Consider the following 25,491-nt stretch of genomic DNA (forward strand, 5'->3'; position numbering starts at 1 on the left):
TCGGGAGCAGCCATGGCATCCACCCCACTCAAGATCCTCGCCATCTCCGGCAGCCTGCGCAAAAGCTCGTTCAATAGCGCCGCGCTGAAAGTGGCGGAAGAACTCGCCGGTGACGGTGCAACCTTCACCTTCGCCGATCTCTCCACTATCCCTCTCTACGACCAGGACTTGCGCGACAAACAGGTACCCGAGGCGGTGCAGACTCTGAACGACCAGATACTGGCCGCCGGCGCCATCCTGTTCTCCACACCGGAATACAATTACTCGGTGTCCGGAGTGCTGAAAAATGCCATCGACTGGCTCTCCCGCCTCGACCCGCAGCCCTTCGCAGACAAACCGGTGGCGGTGATGAGCGCCAGTATGAGCGCGTTCGGCGGCGCGCGGGCTCAGTACGATCTGCGGCGTATCCTGATTTACCTGGACGCGCATTTTGTGAACAAACCAGAAGTGATGATCGCCTTTGCCCACCAAAAATTCGACGGTGATGGTAATCTCGCCGATCAGGATACTCGCGCCTTTATCGGCAAACTCGTCAGCGCGCTCATCGATTGGGCGCGGCGCCTGCAGCGCTGACAAGGCACACCCAAGCTAATACTGACCATCGGAGCAATAATAATGAGCAATCTGGCACAGGACGCGATTCAGGCGTGCGACGTGATCTCCGGTTGCGGAGCCATCGACATCATCATTGAGCCGCGGGAAAAAGACCTGGGCGGCTTCTCTGTGCGCCGCGCGCTGCCCACCCGCGAGCGCAAAATGGTCGGCCCGTGGATCTTCTTCGACCATATGGGCCCCGCGGAATTCGCCGCCGGCAGTGGCATCGACGTGCGCCCGCACCCGCATATCGGCATCGCCACCGTCACCTATCTGTTTGAAGGCGAAATCCTGCACCGCGACTCGCTCGGCAGCCTGCAGGCCATCCGCCCGGGCGATATCAACCTGATGGTCGCGGGGCGCGGTATCGTGCACTCGGAGCGCGAGACCACACAACTGCACAATTCGGACCACCGACTGCACGGCCTGCAATTGTGGCTGGCGCTGCCGGAAGCCGATGAGGAGCTCCCGCCCGCGTTCTACCACTACCCCGCCGCAGAAATCCCCACCACCGACGTGGGCGGCGTGCCAGTGCGAGTCATGATGGGCAGCGCCTACGGCTGTAGCTCACCGGTAAAAACCTTCGCAGAAACCCTGTATGTTGAAGCGCACCTGAAACCGGGCCAGCGTCTGACGCTACCTGATTCTCCCGAGCGCGGCGTGTATGTCGCCAGTGGCGCGCTGCGCGCACGCGATACCGAAATTCCGCAATATGCCATGGCGGTATTCGATCCCGAACCAGGTGTGGAAGTGGAAGCCGTGGAAGAGTGCCGCATTGCCATTATCGGCGGCGAGTCTCTGGGGCAGCGTTTTATCGACTGGAACTTTGTATCCAGCCGCAAAGAGCGCATCGCGGAGGCAATCGAAGACTGGAGGGCCGGACGCTTTGATAAGGTGCCCGGCGATACCGAGGAATTCATTCCCTATCCCGGGGGTTGATACTCAAGGGCCGGACGTGCCGGCCCTCCCTCCCGGTGTAGAGGGCACTCCCATTATTTATTTTTTAATAAAGCTGAACCGATAGGTTTCACCAGCGCTGGTGGAAAACTCAAGCTCTTGAACATCAGGCGGAGCCACCGTCTCCAGAGTGGCTTCCGCAACGATCCTTGGGTCGCGCAGTTCCGGTACCGAAAAGAAGAAATTTGAACTAGCATTTTTCCGATCCACTTCACGCACATCCACTTTTCCCTTTGCGCTCAGTGATGAAGGCAGGCGAAGTCGACAATCGCCACCGAGGCGCGAAGTGATGGCGAGGCTTTCTACGGCTCCCGATTTCCAGGTCATGTCTACAACGAATCCGCCGCGGGTCACTAACCCCTTTACGCTACCTTCTGGCCAGGCGTCCGGTAATGCCGGTAGCAGGTGAATGGCGCCATCGTGGCTCTGCACCAGCATTTCAGCTATCCCAGCGGTAACACCGAAGTTACCGTCGATCTGGAACGGCGGGTGAGCATCAAATAGATTGGCATAGGTGCCCCCCTTCTCGGCTATTTCCTTTCCCTCAGCCTCAACCAGAGTCAATTGATCCTGCAGCAGCTTGTACGCACGGTTGCCATCCAGGAAACGTGCCCAGAGATTTACCTTCCACCCCATGGACCATCCGGTAGAAATATCCCCTCGGTATTCCAATGAGGTTTTCGCGGCAGAAAACAATTCCGGGGTGCGGAAAGGAGAAATCAGGTTACCGGGATAAACTCCATACAGATGAGAAACATGTCGATGACGGTCTTCTGGATCGTCCCAGTCCCACAACCACTCCTGCAATTGACCGAGACGCCCGATCTGTAAGGGCGGCAACTGTTCACGCTTCCGCAAAAGTTCTCCGGCAAACTCTCGATCGACTTCAAGTATGGACGCCGCACTGATCACGGCAGAAAAAAGGTCGTGCACGAGCTGATTGTCCAGACTGGTACCCGCAGAAACCGAAACAGGGATTTCGTGATTCCGGTACGCGTTCTCCGGGGAGTTTGATGGTGCCACCACCAACCACCCCGTCTCAGGCTCTCTCTGCAGGCTGTCGGCAAAATAGAGTGCGGCATCACGTAATACCGGATAGTAGTCGCGTAAAAATTCTCTGTTGCCGGTATACAGGTAGTGCTGCCAGATGTGCTGACTCAGCCACGCACCGCCGCCTTGCCACTGGCCGTAAAAGGCGGGATCCACCTGCCCGGTGATACGCCAGATGTCGGTATTGTGGTGCATCATCCAGCCGCGAGCACCATAAATTTTGCTCGCACTTTCACGCCCGGTTTCGGAAAGTTCCCGCAACATGGAAAACAACGGTTGGTGCAACTCCGACAGATTGGTAACCTCCGCCGGCCAATAATTCATTTCGGTATTGATGTTGACTGTGTACTTACTTTCCCAGGGCGGGTTGACGTGAGGATTCCAAATACCCTGCAGGTTGGCCGGCTGGGTGTTGGGCTGGGAGCTGGAAATTAACAGATAGCGTCCAAACTGAAAGTAGAGCGCTGCCAGTGCCGGGTCATAATCCTGAGAAAATCGTTTTACACGAATATCAGTGGGCAGTGTGCTGTTCGGCGTATTTCCGAGATCCAGTGTAACCCGCTTGAACTGCGCGTGGTAGAAATCGGTGTGGGCGCGCTTTAACTGACCGTAACTTTTTCCTATTGCCGATTCAATCTGAACTTTAGCGCGCTCCAGATCATTGCCGCTGATATCCTGATAGTTATTGAAATTAGTCGCCGTAGCGATAAATAGCGTCAACGCATCTGCGCCGCGAATTCTAAGGGTCTTAGCCGTCGCATCCAGATGCCCCCCCTCCATCTTGGGCCGCACGATAGTACTGAAGCGAATTTTGCCTTCCAGGCCCTCGTGATCGCCGCCACGTCCACGCACCAACAACTGCTTCCGGTCAATTTCGACACCGTGTTGCTGCGGGCTATCAAAGGACAGATCGAGGTCGATTTTCGACGGTTTGTCCGCGGTCAAACGCACCACAATCACCGAGTCGGTCAGAGACGAAAATACCTCGCGTGCATATCGAACATCTCCCACACGGTACGAAACCTTGGCCAGCGCGTTGCCGATATCGAGTTCCCGGTGGTAGTCGAGGTATTTATCGTGACCGGGGAAATTCAGCCGCAGACTGCCGACCGTTTGATAGGGCATGCCGTGATTGGCTTTTGAATGCAGATGTGCATCGGCCAAACGCTGAGCCTCAGTGAATTCGCCCTTGAAAAGCGCCTCGTTCACTTTGCTGATATAAGGGGCGATTTCCGGGTTCACGTTATTATTCGGCGCACCGGCCCAGACAGTATCTTCATTTAACTGCAATTCTTCGCGGGCCACGCCACCATAAATCATTGCTCCCAGGCGGCCATTACCTATCGGCAGGGCCTGATTCCAGTTATCCGCTGGACGGTCGTACCAGAGGGTAAGAGATTTATCAGCCGCCGTTCGGGACTCCGGAATACCGGCAAACGCACCCTGAGACAAAACGGATCCCAAGCTGTAGAGCAATACAACAAACCAGACCGAATGCCTTATGACTTGAACAGTTTTTCTCATAATGCGCTTACCAATCTTAGACCGGAGAATACAAAGCCCAACCACAAACAATCAGCCGGGAAAGGAGGGGAGTGTCTGCAACGATAATCTAGCCACTTACGATTGCCCTGACCAGCGTCAGTCGTAGCTGAAGGTCAAGTGCTTTGGCCTGGGTGCACGAAGTTTCTTAGCCAGGGGGTGCCCCATCTTTTTCATTTCCCGCAGAGCCAACTGAGCAACTTCCCGTGCGCCCAATTGGTTCAGATGCGTGTCATCGCGCACGCCATTGGGGTAATTAGGGTGGGTATCAGGCTTGATATGTAGAAATCGCAGTGCCGAGTTCTCGTCGCCTTGCTGCTGGAAATGCTCCCGCGTGACCAGCTCCATATCAATGAAATCCACTTTCTCTTCTTTTGCCACCTCCCGGCTTAGCGGCGCATAAGGATGCGTATGTTTAACGGTGCCATCCTCATTGAAATAGCGCCGGGTAATAGGGCTCATTAACAGCGGCTGAGCTCCTTTGGCGCGAGACTCGCGAATAAAGCGCGCCAGATTGGCTTTGTACTGCTCCGGTGAGGTGTAGCGGTCTTTTTTGCTTTCCGATTCGTCATTGTGACCAAACTGGATGATAACAAAATCCCCGGGCTGCAGCGCCTCTTCGATACTAGCCCAGCGCCCTTCTTCAATGAACGTGCGTGTGCTTCGACCATTCTTCGCCCGGTTTTCCACTTTTATACTTTCATCAAAGAAACGTGCGAACGGCATACCCCAGCCATTTTCGGGAAAGCTCATCTCTGGTTTTATCGCCATAGTGGAGTCGCCGGCCATATAAACAGTCTGGGCGTTGGCAATAAAAGGAAGTAATGCCGCGACGAAGAAAAATACTTTTCTCATTCTATATACCTCTCTTGTTGGAGCCCTTTAGCCCATTTTCGAGCGTATGGGCTCCAAACCTGAAAACAACTCGCGTTAGTGGTATCCCACGCCATCGGCGTAGCTGATCAACGCGCTTCCATAATTGCCGCCCCACTCGTAGCCGTAGCGGCGCTCCGGCTCGATGTCCATGATGTCGTACTGCTTGCCAGCCCCGCCCTCTTCAACGGAGCGGCCACTGAAGAATCCGACATCTTGGCCCAGGTCGTAGAAACGGTACCACATAGTACTGCCGGCTTTGGCCTGGATGGGATTATACGTGTCGTCGTCGCTGCCACTGGAGCGCTTGATGTAGGCCGTATCCACCTCTTTCACCACTTCACTCCGATACCACGCCAGCGCGGCACGCACTGCGGCCTCCACCTCAGCGGTTTGCGGCTGTGACATCAGGAACGCGGTCACCAGCATGGATTCCTTGCCGCTCTTGGAAGCCAGCTCGTAAGAGCGCGCGGGGCGCGGGGCGTAGGTCACCGGGTCGTGCTGGGCACACCAGACGGTCTTGGCATCTGCCTGCACAATCTGCGCGTTGAGAATAAACTCAACACCCTTGTCGATGGCGGTAGCCACGCGCGCGCGCTGCTGATCGCTGAACAGATCACCGTTCAACGGCGCCTCCTGGCGTTGCACGTAGTCCAGCAGGATCAGCACCCTAGCCATAGCACCGTCGTTGAAGGTGACGTAGTTCGAGTAGGTAGTGCCGGTGCGCGCGGGATAGACCTGCGGCCAGCCGCCCGATTCGTACTGCATTGTCAGCAGGAATTCCAGCGCATTGCGCGCGGCATCGCGGTAGCGGCTGTCATTGCTGCGCTGATAAACATCGGCCAGGAACATCAACTCGGTCACGGTGGCATCGTTGTCGATGGTACCCAGCTCAACACCGTCCGCGCCGGTCCAGTCAGAGCGGGCACTGCTGCCATCCCAGGCCGAGGCGTATTTGGATACACCGTATTTGTAAAAACCCCCATGCGGCATCTGCCAGGTGATCATGTTATCGGCCAGAGTCTGGTCGGCCGCCAAGCTGCTGCCAAGCCATGACTTGTAGTTGTTCAGTTCGCCGTAAATTGGGTTGCCGGCTTGCGACAGTGTCGGTGCTTCACCACCGGACGAGGAAGAACTGGAACTGCCGCCGGAGGAGGACGAGCTGCTAGAAGAACTGGAGCTCGAGCTGCCTCCAGAAGACGAACTGCTGGATGATGAAGAGCTGGAAGACGAGCTAGAACTCGAAGAACTGCTGCCGCCATTTGCAGGCGGAATCGTCTCGTTAGAATTACCACCACCGCAAGCAGCCAGTAGCAGAGAAGTCGTGAGAGCCAGCAGGGCCGCTGAACACTTCATGGGAAAACCCTCAGTAAAACGATTATTTTTTTGGGAAAAAAAGCCCCGCTGAGCGGGGCAAAAATGGCAAAGAGGAAATCAGTGCTTAGAAGTCGATATTCAGGCCGACTTGCACTGCGGGGCCGTACTGCTCGACGTTGAACAACATACGGCCACCGGAATCTTTGTTACCCGCGAAGTAGTACTGATCCACGTTGTCGGTGAGGTTGACCGCGTCGAAGTAGGCACGCACACCATCCATCACGCGATACGTCGCCTTGATGTCGAAGGTGAGCGCCTCATCCTGGTACATATCGCCCCAGGTACGGCAATTGGCCGCATAGCCCTGCGCCGCATCCTTCGCGATGTCGTCGGCAGTACAGCCACCGATGCGCTTCAGAATCTCGCTGGTGTAGTTGGCGATAAAGCGGATGGAGAAGTCGTCATTCTCCCAACCCAGCGTCAGGTTAGCCGCGGTATCGGCAGTTTCCGGCAACTGGATAGAACCCACGCGCACACTGTCGCCCACCTTGCCGTCACTGGTCTGCAGGGTGAGGTTGGACTGGATGAAGATGTTGTCCAGCCAACGACCGACATTGTGGTTTTCCCAGCGGCCTTCGAAGTACTGGCTGTAGCTCAGTTCGAGACCATACACCGATGCACCTTCACCATTGAGGTAGGTATTGACGTTGGTAAAAGTGGTATCCGCCGGAATCTGGAACGCTGTGATCTGATCCGTCGGCAGCACGAACGGTAGATCGCTGTTGATGTTCACGCTCACACCGTTGGCATCGACGATAAAATCAGAGATGTCCTTATAGAACAGCGCAGCTTCCAGAAAAGTATCTTCACCGTAGTAGCTCAGTGACATATCCAGGTTGGTCGAACGCATGGGATCGAGACCGGGATTGCCGATACGGACGGTATTTTCCGGGGAAACGGTGAACCACTGGGCCTGGTAATCCAGCTCGCCGCGCGCGCCACCGATCTGATTGGGATCATCGGAACACTTCACTTCACCGGTATAGGCCGGATCGGTGTTACAGAACTCCACCCGATCGGTCACTTCGAAGAAACCGCGACTCTTGCCGAAATCCGGACGGCTAAAACTGGTCCAGATTGATGCACGACCCAGCAGGTTTTCACTCAGCTCGTGGCGGTAATGCAATGCCGGCAGGAACAGCCCGTAGTCGTTTCCGGTTTCTTCCAGAGGTACGGCAATGTCCAGAGACGCGAGGCCATCAGACTCTTCATTGCGGTCATTGCGCAGAGCCATGTAACCAGTGGAAGCGAACTTGGTGTGCTCATAGCGGGCACCGGCAATCAGCGTGGCCTCCGGCAACACCTGTAGTTCGGCCATCAAGTAGGCCGCCGCGGTGTCTTCGCTGAGCTCATAGTCGAGTTTGGTGGAATCGATTTCCTTTTGGTCGACGTCGTAGTTGTCGCCGATCGCACGGGTGGCTTCGATAAGACGCTCCGCCTCGGCACGGGTAATAAATGCGTGATCGAAACTGGGATTCTCCGTGACAAAGGTCGCGTAATCACCCAAGGTGGATTTGGCGAGATCCAGACACACCGCATCGCCATTACAGCCGGCTTCTTTGCGATCATCGGGAATGATACTCACGCGGTTTTTGTCGTTGCTACGGCTACGCTGGTTGGCCTTGATACCACCCTTCACGTAATTGAGCATGCCGCCATTGTCCCAGTCCTTGCGCAGGTTCAGGGAGAACTGATCCACTTCATCTTCGCGGAGGTTATCCTCCAGGAAGAGGTTGTCGTAGATCATATTGGCCTGGGACACCTCGCCGTACTGGTAACCATTGCGACCTGAAATCGCACCGGAGGAGATGCTGCCGGTCTCCACCAGCTCGGCGAGCTGGGCATCGGAGATGATCTGCCCGTTCAGAGAATCCTCACCAAACTGCGCAATGGCAGCGGGAATATTCTGCAGACGGAACTGTACCCGGCGTCCGTCGGGCTTCTCGTTGGTACTGCGTGAGGAAACCACTTCGTAGTCCACTTCCCAGCCTTCGCCAAAGCGGTTCTCGCCGCCGAGTGCAAAGGTATTGGTCTCTACCTCAGATTCCTGGATAAAGTACTGCTGCTGCAGATCGACATCACCGCCACCGAATACGCGATTGTCTTTATCGATGAATACCAGGTCTTCGTCGCCGTCGGCGTAGTTGAAGCGATAGTACTCGCGCAATGCGATGTCATCATCCGAATAGCTGGTGTGATTTATCTTCAGGTGATAACGGCTGTTGTCATTGGGTTGGTATTCCAAATTCAGCAGACCCGCCACGCGTTCCCGCTCGGCATTTTCCTGGAAGGTGGTGAACTCCCACGGAATAATCATCTGCTCGCCACCCATCGTCACATAACTGGGAAGTGTGTTGCTGTGGTGGCTGGTCTGAAAGCCCTGGGTTTTACGTTTTTCCCAGGAACCGGTGAAGGCGACACCAATGGTTTCGTTCAGGAAAAGGTTGGTGCCCTGCAGAGTCGCCTTGGGAGAATTCTCTGCCACTTGGTCTTGATAGTAGTTCTGCAACGTGAGCTTGTAGCTGTCCCTGCCACGGTCCAGTGCGGAAAGGGTTTTCACATTGATGGAGCCACCAATCGCGTCCAGGTCCATATCCGGCGTCAGGGATTTGTTCACTTCGATGGACTGCAGGACATCAGACGGAAGGCTGTCGAGGGAAAAGGCCCGGTCTTCCAGGGTTTCATTGGTACCACCGCCGGCGTTCGCCATGACGCCACCGTCCATGCGCACACTCACCATACCAGCGCCGAGGCCGCGCAGGTTGACGAACTTGCCCTCACCTTCGCTGCGCTGCAGGGTGATACCCGGCATACGCTGCAGCAGTTCCGCCACGTTCTGGTCGGAGAAGTTACCGGCATCGTCCTGAGTGACGACGGAGCTGAAGTTGTCCTTACTGCGTTCCGCCGCGCGCGCGTTGATATCGGCTGCGCGCACCCCTTCTACCTGGACCTCTTCCATGGCCGCATCGTATTGGGCATTTTCGACTTCTTTGTTTTCTTCCTGGGCGAACGCCGGGGCACCGGCTAACGCGATGGCCAAGGCCAGAATTTTTTTGCTATGCATTTTCATTATTTGTCTCCCATCTTTTTATTGTGTGGCACAGGCCAAATTATTTGGCCTGCGCGCATTCCGTTACTGGCGCTCGATTACCAGGTTGTCGATGGTTATGGGGCCGGCGCCGTTTTCGCAGCGGAACAACAACGATGAGTGATCGGTGCCCACACTACTTTCCACGGTGACGGTGCCGACGGCGATGGAATCCGCTTCAACGCTGTATATACGGGATGCGCTTTCCTGCCAGATTGAGTTGGCCGCACCGGTAGTGTTGTTATCCACTTGGATCTGGCACTTCTTGCTGCCGGTTTCACTCGGAGTACTATTGGCCAGCACATCGAAACGAATACGGTAGGGCTGACTCAGATCCAACACACCATCAAGAGCGGCTTCGGTGTCAGTACTCGCCGTGGGGGTTTCCGGTGACTTGTCACCAATTGTGAAACGCGCATTGGTCAGGCTGAGGGCACCGCTTGCGATGAGCATGTTTGAGCCCCCACCGCTCACTGCGTAGAAAGGCACTTCAGTAGTGCTGTCGACACTGATGCTCTTGTAGGCTGTGGTGAAGAAGTTACTGGACGAGCCATCGCCATCCGTAGCTGCAAAACTTTCACTGAGAATCACATTGGAGCTGCCGTCACCACTGCCCGCATAAGCACCCAGCTCGCCGATTGTGGCTGGTAGCTTGCCTTTAAGTTCTGCAGGGCTCATGGCCGCCACCAGCGGATCGGCGCTCCAGAGCATCCAGTCCACTTCGGCGAAATGACCGGAACTGGAGTCTTCTCCGATGCGAATGCGGTTTGCACCTCCGCCACCGGCGCGGCCGGTACCCTTGATTGCGGCGTCGACGACGCCGTCATCGGAGGGGGTAAACAGGTCGGTAATGTTCTCACCATCGCGGTAGATCACAGCGGTAATGTTGTTCGCGCCGGCTACGGCGGGATCTTCCACCGTGTAGCTCACGTGATAGATGTGGTAGCGCTGCTTTTCACCGTCTGCAAGTGTCATTCTCACATCCGCCTGGGCGGTTTCACCAGTGCTGGAGTCACCGGCCACACCATTCAGGAAGCGCTCCAGTTGAATACGACCTTTACCGCCATCCTTGGGGGTACCGTCATTGGGACGCAGCAGCAGTTTTACGCGGCTGTCACTGGGGCTTGCGAACACGGTTTCCACTTCAATACCGCGGTCAGTGCTTTTGGACACGTCCACACGCGCAATAAGAGTGAAGTGCTGCGGATATTGCTCGGCGAAGATGCCGGTCAGATCGCCCTTACTGCGCGCACCAGCGTCAGCAGTGGTGTTGAGTGTCGATGTACCGTTTTTGTTACTGGCGAACAGCACGTTGCCGTCCGGATAGCTGAGCTGGCCAGCACTGGCAGCATTCAATATCAGGGCACCACTGGTATCCGGAGACACACAACCGTCCCACACACTCCAGGCAACATCCGCACCTATGTCACTGGTGGTGGTGAGTTTGCAGCCCAGGGGCTCAACGGGAGTGGCACTGGCCGAGGTGCTCCAGTCGCTGTCACCAACGTTATTGGTCGCACGCACCCAGACGTAATAGTCCGTGCCATTGGTCAGCCCGGTAAGGGTAGTGCTGGTTTCGGTCAGGCCTTCCACCAGGGTTGCGCCAGTGATGTCGTCGCTGGTGCTGTAGGCGAGATCGTAGGTGGCTGCACCCACGATGCTGCCCCAGCTGACACCGAGCTGCGCATCCCCGGTCAAGACGGTGGGGGCTTCCGGGGCGTCCGGCGCGGTAGCCGGGGTGAACACGTTACAGGCCGGCAGCGCCGCCTGGCCATTCTCGTCCTGATATTCCACCAGCAGGTCATCGATGATCACCGTGTTACCACCCTCGACACGGAACTGCAGGAAAGAGGTGCCCTCGCCAACCAGTTCATCGACCGAAGCCCAGTCACTTATCACTTCGCCGCCCATACGGGGGCTGCCGGGCACGTTGATCTCCACGCGCTTGCCGGCTTCCAATTGGCTGACTGGTGCCTGGAAGATGCGCGAGTTGTTGCCGGTCCACAGGGAGTTACCTGCGTTGGAAGTGTTATTGTCCACGAACACCATCATGTTTCTGCCGCCGGATACGGCCTCCTTCACACAGAAGGAGATGCGATAGGGGCGGCCCAGATCCAGCTCACCCCAGGTGGCCAGGTCGCTACTGCTGGTGGTGTCTTTCTTCGGATCCTTGGCATCCTTTTCCGGCCGCGTCTGGCCGGCGGTGAAACGGCCAGTGTCCAGCAGCAGCGCCGGGTTGCCGTTGTCGCTGACGATCCCCATCTGCGCAAGATTGACCGCGGGGCCGTCCGTCGGCGTGTCGTTCAGGAAGAAACAACAAGTGGGATAGTAAAAGGACGGGAAGGCATCATTGGAATTGCTGGCGCTGAGTGCCTTGTATTCCTGACTGAAGAAAAACTCCGTATCGGCCTCGTCGAAGTTTACAAACAGGCCGTCACCAAAGTTTTCCGAGAGAATCGGGCCGGTGCTGCCACCGCCGGAAGAGCTACTGCTGGATGAGCTGCCACCGGAAGAACTGCTGGATACCGGTGGCGGCGTGGTAACCACATCGCCTTCATTGTTCGCATCGGTGCCACCGCCGCCACAGGCAGTCAGTGTTCCCATAATGCACAACGCAAGTGCAGATTTCGCCCAAGGTAAAGGTTTCATACTTACCCCTTCTCTCTCTTTTTTAAATCGTTATTTTTATGAGCCCGGGTCATACGCCCGGAGAGCTTCCTGATGGCGGCACTGTTTGAATTATTGAGTGCGCGGTTACCACCCAGGCCCAGCCTTGACACTTATTGGTTTGGCAATGAAAACAGATTGGTTAGGCATATTCAACCATTTGTACCAACTAGAAATGAACAGATTGGTAACCGGTCTTACAAGAATCATTTGGCGCCAAATGTGTTCAAAAAACACTCAAACAAGAGGGTTTTTGTAGTTTTCCTACAAGGATTGTGATGCATATCGCAGGGGATTTGCCGCTGCAGCGGCGCGGTAAGTTTCAGAAAGTGGCCAGACCAGATAGCGAAGTCCTGGCCCCACTTGCAGTGAGGCCAGGTTGCGCCCGGTCGTCTAGAACCGCGGCACGAGTATCGGTGGCCGCCATGATCAACAGAAAGGCCAGGCCGATCACCCAACCTTTTCCTTCGGGTATTTTTACTGGAATCACTATCTGCTCCGGAAAGACAGGACCCTGCGCACGCTTGCGCAGGGCCTGTGTGTTTACTGGGTCAGTTGAATATCTTCGAAGGTGAAGGACTGATCGTCGTGATACGGCGCGGCGAACAGGCCAACCTTGATCGTATCTGGCATGTCGGTGAAGGTGTTGCCCCATCCGCTGGAGTAGGTGACACCGCCATCGGTAGAGTAATAGGCCTTGTACTGCTGCCCTACCCGCTGCAGTTTGAAGTAGAGGTTGTCACCGGGGGTTAGTACAGTCCCATCACCGCTTTTGCCCCAACCACCACCATCGGCCAGGACATGACCGTACTGGGTTACCCATTCGGCGCCCGACATGTACATGCCAACATGTGCCAGCGGTGAGTTGCTGCCGCTGCTTACATCGCACTCACACATCATCAGCCCCACCGGGAACTGATTGGCCGCATAAGGTACGCCTGCACTTTTCAACTTCGCAGTAAGGGTGAAGTCGCCGGTTACCTGCTGGGAAACCAGATAGAAAGACATACCACTTTCAAACTTACCGTCGCTCGCTGTAAAGGTAACAGCGGTGTCCGCTTGCTCGGTAATACTGCCGCTCGCCGGAGTAATCGAACCCTGAGTGCCCAGCAGCAGGCCGGCGCCGCTCCAGGACTCTGACGGTAGTTCGGTCACCACGCAGTGATCGTCACCGGTGTCTTCCGGGTACGGATCCCAGCCTTCACCGCTGTTCCAGCTAGCAAAAATCTGCGCGCGGGAACAGAAGCGGCTCAACATCTCCTCTTCAGTCAGTTGATAACAGCTGCCGGAAGTGCCACAGCGGCTGCTCATATCCAGCGGACTGCCGGCGAGATCAGTGCTGCCGTATTCACGCCAACCGGAATCCGCGCTGGCAATTTTGGGATTGGGCGCGGGCTGGCTGTTGATTCCTTCATACGCCCACCCCTCCGCGGACACATGGGTGTCCATGGCGGTATTGATGAACGTGACATTGTCGTAGTAGCTGCTGCTGCCGCCACTGCGTGCCAGGTAGGTGGTGCCGGGCTGGATGGTGACACCTTTCGGGCCCGCCCCCTGGGTCAACTTCGAGTTCAGGAATACGAAGCCGGGCGCGCTCGGGTCTGGCGTGCGTGCCTGCAGCAGGTAACCGCCGCCACTGGTAGCCTCAGTGCTTTTGGAATCACCAACCGAGCGAATTTCCGAATCTTCAAATACGGTGGCGGTGCTGTAGCCCCAGATGAAATCCACATTGCCCACGATCAGCGCATTGTGAAACCAGTTGTAGCCTTTCAGCAGTAGCGTGTCCTGCTCGGAATAAAAGGCCGCATCGCGCACAACCAACCGCCCTTCGCTGTTGAAGTACAGGGTTTCCGCCTGATCATAAGCACCGGTGCGCAGATGCGTATTCTCGATGCTGAGATTCTCCAGGGTGAGCATGTCACCGCCTTTCACCAGGAACAGGGTGCGACCTTCGCTGCCGCCATTCAACCCTTCATAGTTCTCGTAATGAATACGCGTCTGGTCAGCCCCGGCACCCAGAATGGTGAGATTGTTTTTACTGGAGAGATACAGCATTTCACGGTAATCGCCCGCAGCGACCGTGATGCTCGCCGCTTCGTCCGCCGCGATATTCTCCATCACGTGATTGAGAGCACCCTGCACGGTACGAAAATCTGCAGCGCCGTCGTCGTCCACCGTGACATCGGCACCGGTAGGCAGTGCCGCGCGGGTGGTGAAGGTCCAGCCGGTGGCTTTACCTAGTCCGATAAAATCGCTGCCATTCAACTTCGCGCCCTGTACCAGGTCGGAACTGATGGCCACGAAGTATTCCACACCGGGTTCCAACACATCGGTGTGCGGCGCTATGGTGAGCGTATTACCGCTGACGGTGAAGGGTGTAGTGTTCAGTGTGCGGGTTTGGGTCTGCCCTTTGTAACCGAGGGTATCGGTTTCACCACCGGCGCGGATAGCATCCACCTCGGCATTATTGTCTACGCGGAAAATCCGTACGGAACCAACGGCTTCATTCAGGGCCGGCGCATTGTCGAAGGTGATACTGAGGCGGGTATCCTCGTACTCACCGGTAGCGCCGGGTAGCGGTGAAACCCTCGCACTGATATCGCCATATGTCGCAGTGGGCATTTCAAATGCCTTGGCCACTTCTACGCTGATGGTCCGCTGCAAGCTGCCGTCGGAACCGCTACTGAAGGTAATTTCCGCAGAGCCCTGTGACTGCGGCGATAGCTTTACAAGGTTGCCAACGACCTCGACAGAAACCACATTGGTGTCACTGGATACCGCTTCAAAGGTATCCGGAGTGACGCCATCGCTCTGTATCGCGGTGACATTAATTTCCAGGGCCGGATCACCCGCCGTGGCGGTCCAGGTGGACTCGGCATAATCGATGGTGAGCTGCACTGGCTTCACCGCGGGATCTCCCACTTTCACGTAGTCCACTTCGAAGGAGCGGTTGTAAGTGAAGAAGCCAATACGGCCCGCGGTAGTGTATTTGCTGTCGGCATCCGTGTATGTACCAAGCTCCTCGCCGTCTAGATACACGGTTACTTGGTTGCCCACCATATCGTAGCGCACGGTGTACCAGCTGCCGTCAATGGCATCCTGGGTTCCTAGAAGCAGCGGCTTTTTGACCTGCACTTCACGACTGACAGAACCAGTCGCACCGTTGTCGTCGGTGCTGGCGTAACCCGCTTCCACCTGCGTGGATTCGGGGCTGCCCTGCATGTTCAGGCCACCGAAATACCACTGCAGAGGTCCCTGATAGCGGCCAATACCGTATATCTGTTTATTGCCGTTATTGCTATTGGCGCGCGGACGAATACGGTACTCTACAAAGTAATCCGCAGGCACACTGCCAAACGCCCCCTCTTTCACCAAAATCAGTTCGCCCTCCCGCAGGTTTTCTCCGCGGGTCCCGGCAGTGAACATCAAAGACTTGCCTTTGTCGCCCTCGTCAAGAATGTCGAAGACGCCCGGGTCACTGAGACCGTAGCCATCGATCACCGCGTCCCAGGTACTTTCAAATTCACCGTCTTCAAAGTCGTCACAGAAATACAGGCCGGTTTCCGGACAGGTGAATACACTGGACTGAGGCTCTTCCGGATCAACAGGATCTACCGGGTCTGTTGGCTCTTCGGGTTCGGTGGGCTCTTCCGGATCTGTTGGCTCCTCGGGTTCTGTCGGCTCCTCGGGTTCTGTAGGTTCTTCCGGCTCTGGCTCCGGTGTCACGATTGGATTGAGTTCCACCAGTTCTTTTTTGCTGCCGTCGTCGCTACAGCCCGCCAATAGGCTGCTGAGCAGCGCGGCCATCAGTGCGCCATGTACTCTCATCAAATACTCCTGATTTGTTGTTTATTGTTGTTACCCAACGGATTCAAGAACCGCCGGTACATCACTCATTGCCGAACCAATCCCCAATAAGACCTAAGGTAAGACAAATGATCTTTTGCACAATTAAAACCGGGCCGTAGACACACTCATCTACGAGCCCGGATTTTTACCGAACTATTTCCCGACCAGTTTTCGGATTTTCACCGGACACCACGGTACACAGGCGATCCCATACCTCAGTAGCCAACACTCTCAGCATAGGAAATAATTTTTTCGCCGTAGGCACCGCCCCAACTGTATCCTTCACGCCGCTCTTCGGAGATATCCATGAGGTCGTAATAAATTCCGCCATCACGATCGCTGAAAAAACCGGTGTTTGTGTAGAGGTCGTAAAAGCGATACCACATTCTATCGCCAGGGGAATAGACGATTTTCTCCCTGGTAGATTTATCGTAGGTATGGTCTTCCAAAATGGTATTCGGGCTGCGATACCAGGCCAGCGCCGCTTTCACTGCCGATTGGATTTCCGGCGTCTGCGGCTGGGTCATCAGGAAGCCGATGATCTCTGCGGATTCGCTGCCGCTGAGCGACGCCAGTTCGTAGGCGCGCGCGGCCTTGGGTTGATAATCCGTAGCGCCGTGTTGGGCACACCAGGCGGTCAAGACACCATTCTGTTTCCACTGTGCGCGCAGGATGTATTCCACCCCCAGATCGATCGCCGCGCGGAACTGCGCGCGATCACTGCTGCTAAACACGTCAGAGTCAAACGGGGCTGCCCCCTTTTCTGCGTGATAAAGCACAGTCAGTACACGCGACATGGCATCGTCATTGAAGGTGACGTGATTTGCGTAGCCTCCCGTCCGCGGGTAGAACTGAGGCCAGCCACCGGATGGGTACTGCATGTCCAGCAGGTAATCCATCGCTCTTCGAGCGGCATCGCGGTAGGCGGCATTTCCCGTGCGTTTGTACATTTCCGCCATGTACGTCATCTCTGTGGTGGTCGCACCGTTATCGATGGTGGCGGAACCGCTGCCGCCATTGCCCGCACTGTTGTAGGCCTGGTTTTTCGGCCAGCCACCATTGTCGTACTGATGGGAGAGAATGATGTCTGCCTGCGTCGAGCTGAGGCTCCACTCGGTGAGATACTTGTTGAAACGGTTGTGCACCGGATTGCCTTCCTGCGCGAGCAGTGGCGCAACACCGCTGTAGCTTGGCACCCAGGAACCAAACAGATTTTCCACGGTGTAACTTTGCGCTTGCGCGTCGGACAGCTGACTGGACTGGGCAACACGCTGGGCGATATCTGCACCGGGGCCGGTGTTCTGGTATTCGGCAAAACGCGCGGTATCCAGGGTATTGCCGCCCATGGCTCGCCAGCCGGCCGGCAGTATGTGTTCACCGAGGTTGACACCGAGATACGTGGTCGCGCCGTAGGGCCGCCAGTTTCTGCCAAGGGCGACACTGTCTGCGCTGACGGCAGATGACGCAGTTACCTGCCCGCCGAGAAACACGATGCCGTAGGGTTGGGTCTGTTCGGTACTGGGAGCGGTGATCGCGCTGCCGTTTCCTACACTGCGAATTTCACAGTTGTCGAACACGGCGGTGGCACCACCGAAAATGTAATCCACTGTGCCTTCTACATAACAGTCCTTGAAATACTGCGAACCGCTGTGCACATACAAAGTATCCTGGTGACCGAGGAAACGGGTATTGCGAAACTGCACCCGCTCGGCAGCAATGCGCGCCGCTACGGCCTGAATTCCCGGGCCGTGGCTGTTTTCCATGGTGAGGTTTTCCACCGAAATATCATCGGCGGTAATCGAGATACTGGTACTGCCGGAGGTGCCCAGCGTACCGCCACTGCCATTCGATGTATCGGCGGTGTCGTTGTAGGTCAGCACCGTCGCGGCAGCCTGCCCCTTTTCCCCGCACAGTGTGAGTTTAGGTCTATCGATCAGCAGCTTTTCATAATAAACGCCCGGCCGAATACGAATCTGGATCGGCTGGCTGTTGGATGCGGAGACACTGTTGATCGCCGCCTGCACGCTGCTGAATTGCCCACTACCGTCTTTGGCAACGGTGATGACCGGCACACCGGTAATGTCATTGCAGTCGCGAACGGTATCGTCCGTCACCCCGCAGGCGCCGACCACCAGGCGGCTGCCACTTGCGGTCAGCGAATCTATATTGGGCAGGCCTCCGGCGGTTTGTGCCACCAGACGAATCCGGTTGTTGCCCGCCTGCAACGGCACCGCAACGCTCTCATTACTCCAAGTAGTCCAGGCGCCTGTGCCATTGAAATAGGCGTTCGCGACCACTGTACCATTTACCTCAATCGCGGCGGGCCGGCTTGTGGTCGAGGCATAGCGAATATCGACCAGTGCGCTGTGAGCGTAATCGGCATCGATACTGTAGCTGGCTGCGGCGCCCGTCACATTATCGGTATTGATAAATCCGCTGCCGCTATATCCGGCGTGGTTGTTGTCGATAGTTCCATCGACACCACAGAAACCATCACTCTCCTGCAGCACCAGAGTGGTGCTGGTTGATATTACGGCATCATCGGCATTGGAATTGAATACGCTGCCATCGGTGCCGGTTATCTTGATCCAGTAATAGTAGGTACCATCAGCGAGGTCGTTGTCTGTGTATGAGTTGCCCGAAATACTGGCAACGATTCGGGTACGTCCTTGTGGATTTGGGTCTGTGTCGCGATAAATCGATTGGTAGGCAACATCGATGTTGCTTGCATCCCACGCCAGGCTGGCATCATTCCCCGCAACGGTTACCGCCAGGTTGACGTTGCCGGTTACCGGGGTAGAACTGCCCGCGTAGGTTTCAAACTCGGCAACCGCCGGGGTTCCACTGCTGCTCAGGATTTCAAAATTGATCTTGGTGAGGCTGACACTTGCGAAATTTATGATGCCTGCGCCTGTGCCCTGGGCCAGCACATCACCGGTCTGGTGATTGACCAGCTGCCAATCGCCGATGTTACCCTCAAAGCCCGAGGCCTCGCGAATCACAGCGCTGCTGACGGTGGTTGCACTGGACCACTTAACCGAAATGCGGCCGGTGCTGTCCAGTGGTGACCAATAGGTTGCCATATCGCCATCTACAACATTCGCGTAACTGGAACCACTTTGCTTCGAAGACCCATCTGCTCCAGCCGTCAGCGACAGGTTGCTTTGCGTTTGTGCGTTGGCGCAGACAGATCCGAGCAGAGAAAACCCCACTCCGATGCCCAACATGGCATTCTTTCCCAACTTGATCATTCTCTTCTCTCTTTATCGTTATTCATTAATGTCTCGCGCCTGCCTGAAGGAACAATGCCGTTCCGCGGCCGGACAACACAAAATGGAGATCACACCCACACCAAAGTACATGCAAAGCACCCAGCCTCGCGCGGGAGGCTGGGTGCGAACACTAATTGCGTTGCGCTTTCAGAGTGTTAGTTGCCACCCGCCATTTCTCAGCTTCCACTGCAGTTAGCGGCAGCAGATGCCGCGCCGGTAATGGACATGCTGTCGATATTCCCAAGGCCACTACTGCCAGTGGCTTGCAGGCGAATGCTGTTGGTGCCGCCGTTCAGCCATACGGTTACCGCGCTGCTATCGCTGTAACTGCTCCAGGCGCCGGTGCTACCCATACTGAGCAACGCTTGGTTTCCGCCGTTCACCAGCACTGCCGCCGGGCGGTCACTGCCACCGTTGGCGTAGCGCCATTTCAGGCTGTAGTTGCCGGCAGCCGGTACCGTCACGGACCAGTCGACCCCCGCGCCGCTGGCGTTGTCGGTATTGGCATAGCCAGCACCGGTGAAACCGCTGTGTTCGGATTCGACCGCGCCATCCACACCGCAGAAGCCGCTGGCATTTTCCTGCAGGGTGATAGTGGCCGTGGCGGAGCCGATCTGCGCATCGTCGCCATTGGAGTTGTAGGTAGCGAGGTTCTGGTCGGTCACCTTGATCCAGTAGTAGTAGATGCCGTCGGCCAGGCCGCTGTCGGTGTAGCTGTTACCGGTGACACCCGACGCGATGCGCAGGCGCCCCGCGGGATCGGGATCGGTATCGCGATACACCTCCTGGTTGCGCACGTCGATATTGCTCACATTCCAGTTCAGATTCGCATTGCTGCCGGAAACAGACACATTCAGGGTGACGCTGGCACTGCCACCGGAAGACCCGCCGGACGAAGACGAACTGCTGCCAGTCGCGTTGTAGATTTCAAATTCGGCAATCTGCGGTGCGCCGCTGGCGGAGTCGATCATCAGGTTGATCTTGCTCATGCTCACATCGCCGAGATACACCTGCAGTGCGGAGCCGACGGTGGTGCCGGAAGCCAGTTCCGCGCCGGTGTCGTGGTTCACCAGACGCCAGGACTGCACGCGGTTGCCGATTTCTCGGATCACCACGGTATTGAAGGTACCGCTCAGGTTCTTGACGGAGATGCGCTCTCCGCTGCTGGAGGCGGGCTGCCAATAGCTCGATGTGTCGCCGTCAATGGCATTGCCGTAGCTCGAGCCGCTCGCCTTGCTGCTACCGTCCGCGCCGCCGGCGAGCGCCAGGTTCGTGCCGAGATCGCCGCCGCCACCGGAGGAACCACTGCCGGAGCCGCCGGAACTGCTGGAAGAGCTGGAGCTGGAACTGCCGCCGGACGACGAGCCGCCAGAACAGTTGGTCGCGCGCGCCAGCCCCTTGTTGGCGCCAGCGGTAGACGCAACGATCTGCGGCACCAGATTGGCATCACACAGGGAGTAGCTGTAGGGAATACTGATGGACGTGGTAGAAGTGGGGTTCGGGCCGGCGGGGTGATTTTTGTCGCCCTCGGAAGTCCACTGGATATTGGACCAGACATTACCGCTTACCTGCCACGAGCCCATGTCATTGGTGTAGAAGGTACCGAGCGGATCTTTCGAATCCTCGAAGTAGTTGTTTTCCGCGCGTATCTTGCCGCCGATCCGCGGGTTCATCCCTGAGCTGTTGATGCTCACATAATGGTTGTTGTACGCGTGCGCAGTGGCGCCGCGCAGCAGCGGCGTGCGCGAATCAATGTTCTGGTACAGGTTGTTGTGGAAGGTCACCGGGCCATTGTTCAGGTCGCTGTCGCTGGAACCGACGAGGCCACCGCGGCCGGAGTTGCGAAGAATGCTGTACGACAGCGTGACGTACTTGGTGTCAGCTTTCATATCGAACAGTGCGTCGTACCCCTCGCTTTCACCACCGGATGCCTCCAGTGTCAGGTGATCCGCCCACACATTGCTGACATTGCTTTCCATACCAATCGCGTCACCACCGTTGGAGGTTGGCGAACCGGATTTTTTCACGTTCCGCACATGCAGGTTCTGCAAAATGATGTTGGAAGAACTGCGGATGTGGATGCCCAGCTGATCAAACAGCGCGCCGTTGCCGACACCAATCAGGGAAACATTGCTGATCTCCTTGAGTTCAATCACGCCGTCGGCGGTATTGCAACTGCTGCCGGATACCTTACTGGTATTGCCGTGATTAATGGTGCCCTCGACGTGAATGATGATCGGAGTGCTGCTGGAAGCGCGGTTACACAACGCCTGGTGAATCTGGGTTCCGGTGGTGGCATACACCACATTGCCGCCGGCACCGCCGGTGGTGCCGCCGTTCTGGGTGGCAAAGCCCGTGGCCTGCGCTGAGACATCCGCGGCCGCGAAACTGCCCAGCAATGCGGCCAGCACTGCTGTTCTCTTGAGTCTGAATTCCATGTGACCTTCCATATTTATGTTTATTAGAAGATTGAAGTCAGACGACCAGTCACAGGCACAACACCCGCAAACAACGCCCTATTGCTCACCCTTCATTCGGGGCTAACGGGAACAACAAAGGGACTAATCATCATCGCTATTTGCCGCCAAGGGACAGGCGGCTTCGATATTGGTTTGCCATTATTGTTTTGTTCGGCTCAATGAAAGCCATAATTGGCAATACCAATACATCGAAAGAGGTTAGTCACAAAAAGATTTTATGTAAAGCCTGTTGCAGCCCATTGTGGGGCATACGGCGTGATTCCCCACGTAGCATGCACCGATATGCCGCAGAATCGCGCACCGGATTCATCTGCGATTCGGTTTGCTCACGTAAAGCGGATTGCAAAAAGCCCGCGCATCGGCCGATGCGCGGGCTTTTAATTAAGTTAAGTCAGGTTAGTGCAGAACCTTATTGGCAGGCCACTTCGCCCAGTCCAATCACGTAATCCTGGCTGTAACCAAGCGGCGAGCTGAACGGAATCTCACCGTTTTTACCCGCGGTCGCGATGACGTAGTCCGCCAGTGCCTGGCCGGCCGGGCGGCGCTCGGCGGTGATCACATCGCGGGAGTACTGCGAGTAATCCTGCTTCAGATCGGCGACGGAACCGGACGCGTTGGCAATTTCATAAACCAGGGATGGATCGAGGTTGCACGCCGCGTCGGAGAACCACACCTTGCTGCCCTCAGAGCGGAAGTTGCCGTCGTCGACATCGCGCGCCAATTCATCGCCGCGCTCGTTCAGCGCCTGCACCACGTCATCTTTCTCCTGGTGGATGCTGTTCATCAGGAACATGTTGTCTTCCCACAGCACGCTCGCGCCGACACGTACACTCAGGATGTCTTTGCGATAGTTCATGAAGAAGTTGTCGAACATGTGCGTGGTGCCGCGACGGATCAGCGGTATGCGGCGCAGGGTGTTGCCCAGGCTGCTGTAGCTGTCGTCGGTGGTGATGAACGCGTTGTGGTGCATGGTGGTGCGAATCTGCTCGTTGATGGTCCGGCTGTCGCTGGAACCGTGCAGGGCCGCGCGCTTCACATTGATCAGTTTGTTGAAACTGATGGTGATGTCATAGGCACCCACTTTCACATCAAACGCCGCGTCACCAGTGGTGTCGAAGGTGTTCTTGTGAATCCAGATGTCGTGAGACGCACCGGTGTTGCGGATCATGTCCGGATCGAGACCGTGGTCTTCTGTGTGGCCGGCACCGCGAAAATCCAGGTGGGTCAGGATCACATGCTCGCTGGTCATAGTCGGCGTGCCGCTGCTGTCCGCACCGATGGCAAAGCCATTGAAGCGGAAATAGCCGTTGCTCATGCGACCGTCGAGGGTTTTGTGCGAGCCGATCTTGGTGTTGCGGATCGGCAGGTTTTTGTCGTTCAGGCGGTCGTTGAAAAACTCCACCGCACAGTTCGCCGCGGACACACCGTTATCGGCACACCACTGACGGTAGTCGATACACTGGGCTTCGCTGCCACCGATGGCCGCCTGCACAGAGGCGTCGGCACAGTGATTGCGGTGCATGGAGATTTCGGTTTCGGTTGCGAAATCGAACTTGTCGAACACGATCCAGTTCGGTTCATTGCCGGTTACCGCATCCAGGAGCTGCTGTTCAACGGAGCGGCCCTGGCTGTCGTTTTTGGTGATGACGGTCAGCTTGCTGTTGCCGTTCGGGTCGTAACCGCCCATGGCGTTCTCACCGTAGCCCACCGCACGGCCAAGGGTTTTGAACAGACACTCGACAATTTCCTGATCGGTATCCAGCTCGCTGGAGTCGCGCCAGTTTACGTTCGGGTCAGTGGCCAGGGTGTAGCAGGCCGTGCTCACTTCCGGAGACGGGAAGGCGCCACCAGAGGAAGAAGACGTGCCGCCACTGGAAGACGAACTGGAGCTGCTGCCGCCGGAAGAGCTGCTCGAAGAAGAGCTTGTGCCACCGGAAGACGAGCTGCTGCTGGACGAGGAACCGGAAGAAGAACCGCCAGAGCTGGAGGAAGAACTGGAAGACGAAGAGCCCACATCACCGGTGGCGTTGTACACCTCGAATTCCGCGATGTACGGCGCGCTGCTGGCGCTGTCGATTTCCAGGTTGATTTTGGACATGGACACATCGCCCAGATACACCTGCAATGCGCTGCCAATTCCACTACCGGATGCCAGTTCCACGCCGGTGTCGTTGTTCACCAGACGCCAGTTTTGTACCGCGTCGCCATTCTCGCGAATGATCACGGTATTGAAACTGGTGGCGCTGCTCCACTTGATGGAGACGCGCTCGCCACTACTGGAAGACGGCTGCCAGGCACTGCCGAGATCGCCATCGCGCACGTCACCGTAACTGCCGCTGCCCTTGCTGGAACCGTCGGAACCTGCACCGATGGACAGGTTTGCCCCCAGTTCGCCGGGAACGGAACCGCCGGAACTGCCGGTGCCACCAGAGCTGGAAGAACTGGAGGAGCTGGAGCTGGTGCCACCGGAGCTGGAAGAGCTGCTGGAGGAACTGCCGCCGCCGGTCACCTCACAATTGCCGTCATCCACCAGCAGGCCGTTGTTGGCACCGGCGGTCGCGGCCACGATCTGCGGCACACAACCGGCGTCGCTCAGCTGGTAGCTGTAGGGGACGTTCAACGAGGTGGTGGACACCGGGTTGGGACCCGCCGGGTGAGAGTCGGAACCCTCCGGGCTCCAGGTGATGTTCGACCAGACATTGCCGCTTACTTCCCAGTAACCCATATCGTCGGTGTAGAAGGTGCCGAGTGGATCCTTGGAATTTTCGAAGTAATTGTTTTCCGCCTTCATCACACCGCCGATGCGCGGGTTCATGCCGGAGGAAACCAGGCCGGAGTAGTGGTTGTTGAAGGCGTGCGCGGTAGCGTGGCGCAGTAATGGGGTGCGGGAATTGATGTTCTCGTACAGGTTGTGGTGGAAGGTCACCGGGCCGTTGTTGTCGTCGCTGTCGCTGGAGCCGACAAGGCCGCCGCGGCCGGAATTGCGCAGAATGCTGTACGACAGGGTTACGTATTTGGTGGTGGCCTTCATGTCGAACAGCGCATCATAGCCTTCACTCTCACCGCCGGACGCTTCCAGGGTCAGGTGATCGCCCCAGACGTTGTACACGTTCGATTCCATACCGATGGCATCGCCCCCGTTAGAGGTCGGCGAACCGGATTTCTTAACATTCCGCACATGCAGGTTTTGCAGAATGATGTTGGAGGCATTGCGCAGGTGAATACCCAGCTCATCGAACAGCGCGCCGTTACCGACACCGATGAGGGACACGTTGCTCACATCCTTGATTTCAATTACACCGTCGGCGGTATTACAGCTGCTGCCGGAGACCTTGCTGGTATTGCCGTGATTGATGGTGCCTTCCACGTGAATGATGACCGGGGTATCGCTTGAGGGGCGATTGCACAGGGCCGCGTGGATTTCGGTACCGGTGGTGGCATACACCACGCTGCCACCGGCGCCGCCGGTTGTACCTCCGTTGAGGGTAGCGTAGCCAATGGGCTGCGCTGTCGCGCCCGCGGCCATGACGCTGCCCAGCAGCGCGCTGAGCACTGCCGATTTCTTCAGCTCAAATTGCATGTGACCTTCCGTTATTTTGTTATCGAGAAGATTTTTCAGACGACCGGCCACGGCGAACCACTCCGCACTGGAGTCACCGCAGATCTACTGTCCGGAATACAACTTGAGGGATAGCAGGACCAATCATCATCGCTGTGGGTGGCGGATACCGCGATACCATCC

Annotated in this window: 12 protein-coding genes; 3 read left to right on the forward strand and 9 right to left on the reverse strand. The window is 56.8% G+C overall.

Going from position 1 to position 25,491, the window contains the following annotated elements; all coding sequences use genetic code 11:
- Positions 1-12: 12 nt before the first annotated feature.
- Both GNX18_RS11820 and GNX18_RS11825 read left to right on the forward strand, forming a co-directional pair.
- On the forward strand, positions 13-573 hold the full coding sequence (locus tag GNX18_RS11820) for an NADPH-dependent FMN reductase (protein ID WP_138235073.1): 561 nt from the start codon (positions 13-15) through the stop codon (positions 571-573).
- Between the two features lie 42 nt (positions 574-615).
- Positions 616-1,533 (forward strand): pirin family protein, encoded by a 918-nt coding sequence (locus GNX18_RS11825; protein ID WP_138235074.1) that lies wholly within the window; start codon positions 616-618, stop codon positions 1,531-1,533.
- Positions 1,534-1,590: 57 nt separating this feature from the next.
- Here GNX18_RS11825 and GNX18_RS11830 read toward each other — a convergent pair whose 3' ends face one another.
- The 3 genes from GNX18_RS11830 to pelA (GNX18_RS11840) all read right to left on the reverse strand — a co-directional run bounded on the left by GNX18_RS11830 (position 1,591) and on the right by pelA (GNX18_RS11840) (position 6,054).
- Positions 1,591-4,125: a glycoside hydrolase N-terminal domain-containing protein gene (locus GNX18_RS11830; protein ID WP_138235075.1), complete on the reverse strand. Its 2,535-nt coding sequence runs from the start codon at positions 4,123-4,125 to the stop codon at positions 1,591-1,593.
- Positions 4,126-4,242: 117 nt separating this feature from the next.
- Positions 4,243-4,998, reverse strand: a complete 756-nt coding sequence (locus GNX18_RS11835; protein ID WP_138235076.1) for a rhamnogalacturonan acetylesterase — start codon at positions 4,996-4,998, stop codon at positions 4,243-4,245.
- Between the two features lie 75 nt (positions 4,999-5,073).
- A complete protein-coding gene (pelA, locus tag GNX18_RS11840) occupies positions 5,074-6,054 on the reverse strand; it encodes a pectate lyase (RefSeq protein ID WP_240913989.1) in 981 nt (326 codons plus the stop codon).
- 49 nt (positions 6,055-6,103) lie between these two features.
- Here pelA (GNX18_RS11840) and GNX18_RS19670 point away from each other — a divergent pair, with 49 nt between their 5' ends.
- Positions 6,104-6,424, forward strand: coding sequence for a hypothetical protein (locus GNX18_RS19670; RefSeq protein ID WP_240913990.1), 321 nt, complete (start codon positions 6,104-6,106; stop codon positions 6,422-6,424).
- Between the two features lie 33 nt (positions 6,425-6,457).
- On the opposite strand, the gene GNX18_RS11845 is transcribed toward GNX18_RS19670, so the two are convergent.
- From GNX18_RS11845 to GNX18_RS11870, 6 genes are all read right to left on the reverse strand, one after another.
- The gene (locus GNX18_RS11845; RefSeq protein ID WP_166218326.1) at positions 6,458-9,463 is read right to left on the reverse strand and encodes a TonB-dependent receptor; all 3,006 of its coding nucleotides are present in this window, start codon (positions 9,461-9,463) and stop codon (positions 6,458-6,460) included.
- Between the two features lie 63 nt (positions 9,464-9,526).
- Positions 9,527-12,130 (reverse strand): fibronectin type III domain-containing protein, encoded by a 2,604-nt coding sequence (locus tag GNX18_RS11850; RefSeq protein WP_138235079.1) that lies wholly within the window; start codon positions 12,128-12,130, stop codon positions 9,527-9,529.
- A gap of 561 nt (positions 12,131-12,691) precedes the next feature.
- Positions 12,692-15,976, reverse strand: a complete 3,285-nt coding sequence (locus GNX18_RS11855) for a pectinesterase family protein (RefSeq protein ID WP_166218329.1) — start codon at positions 15,974-15,976, stop codon at positions 12,692-12,694.
- A 236-nt stretch (positions 15,977-16,212) separates the two neighbouring features.
- Positions 16,213-19,248, reverse strand: coding sequence for a pectate lyase (gene pelA, locus GNX18_RS11860; protein ID WP_166218332.1), 3,036 nt, complete (start codon positions 19,246-19,248; stop codon positions 16,213-16,215).
- Between the two features lie 197 nt (positions 19,249-19,445).
- Positions 19,446-21,707, reverse strand: a complete 2,262-nt coding sequence (locus GNX18_RS11865) for a CBM35 domain-containing protein (protein ID WP_166218335.1) — start codon at positions 21,705-21,707, stop codon at positions 19,446-19,448.
- 451 nt (positions 21,708-22,158) lie between these two features.
- Positions 22,159-25,329, reverse strand: a complete 3,171-nt coding sequence (locus tag GNX18_RS11870; RefSeq protein ID WP_166218338.1) for a hypothetical protein — start codon at positions 25,327-25,329, stop codon at positions 22,159-22,161.
- Positions 25,330-25,491 lie beyond the last annotated feature (162 nt).

The sequence above is a fragment of the Microbulbifer sp. SH-1 genome (assembly GCF_011326135.1).
In the GTDB taxonomy this organism is placed as follows: domain Bacteria; phylum Pseudomonadota; class Gammaproteobacteria; order Pseudomonadales; family Cellvibrionaceae; genus Microbulbifer; species Microbulbifer harenosus.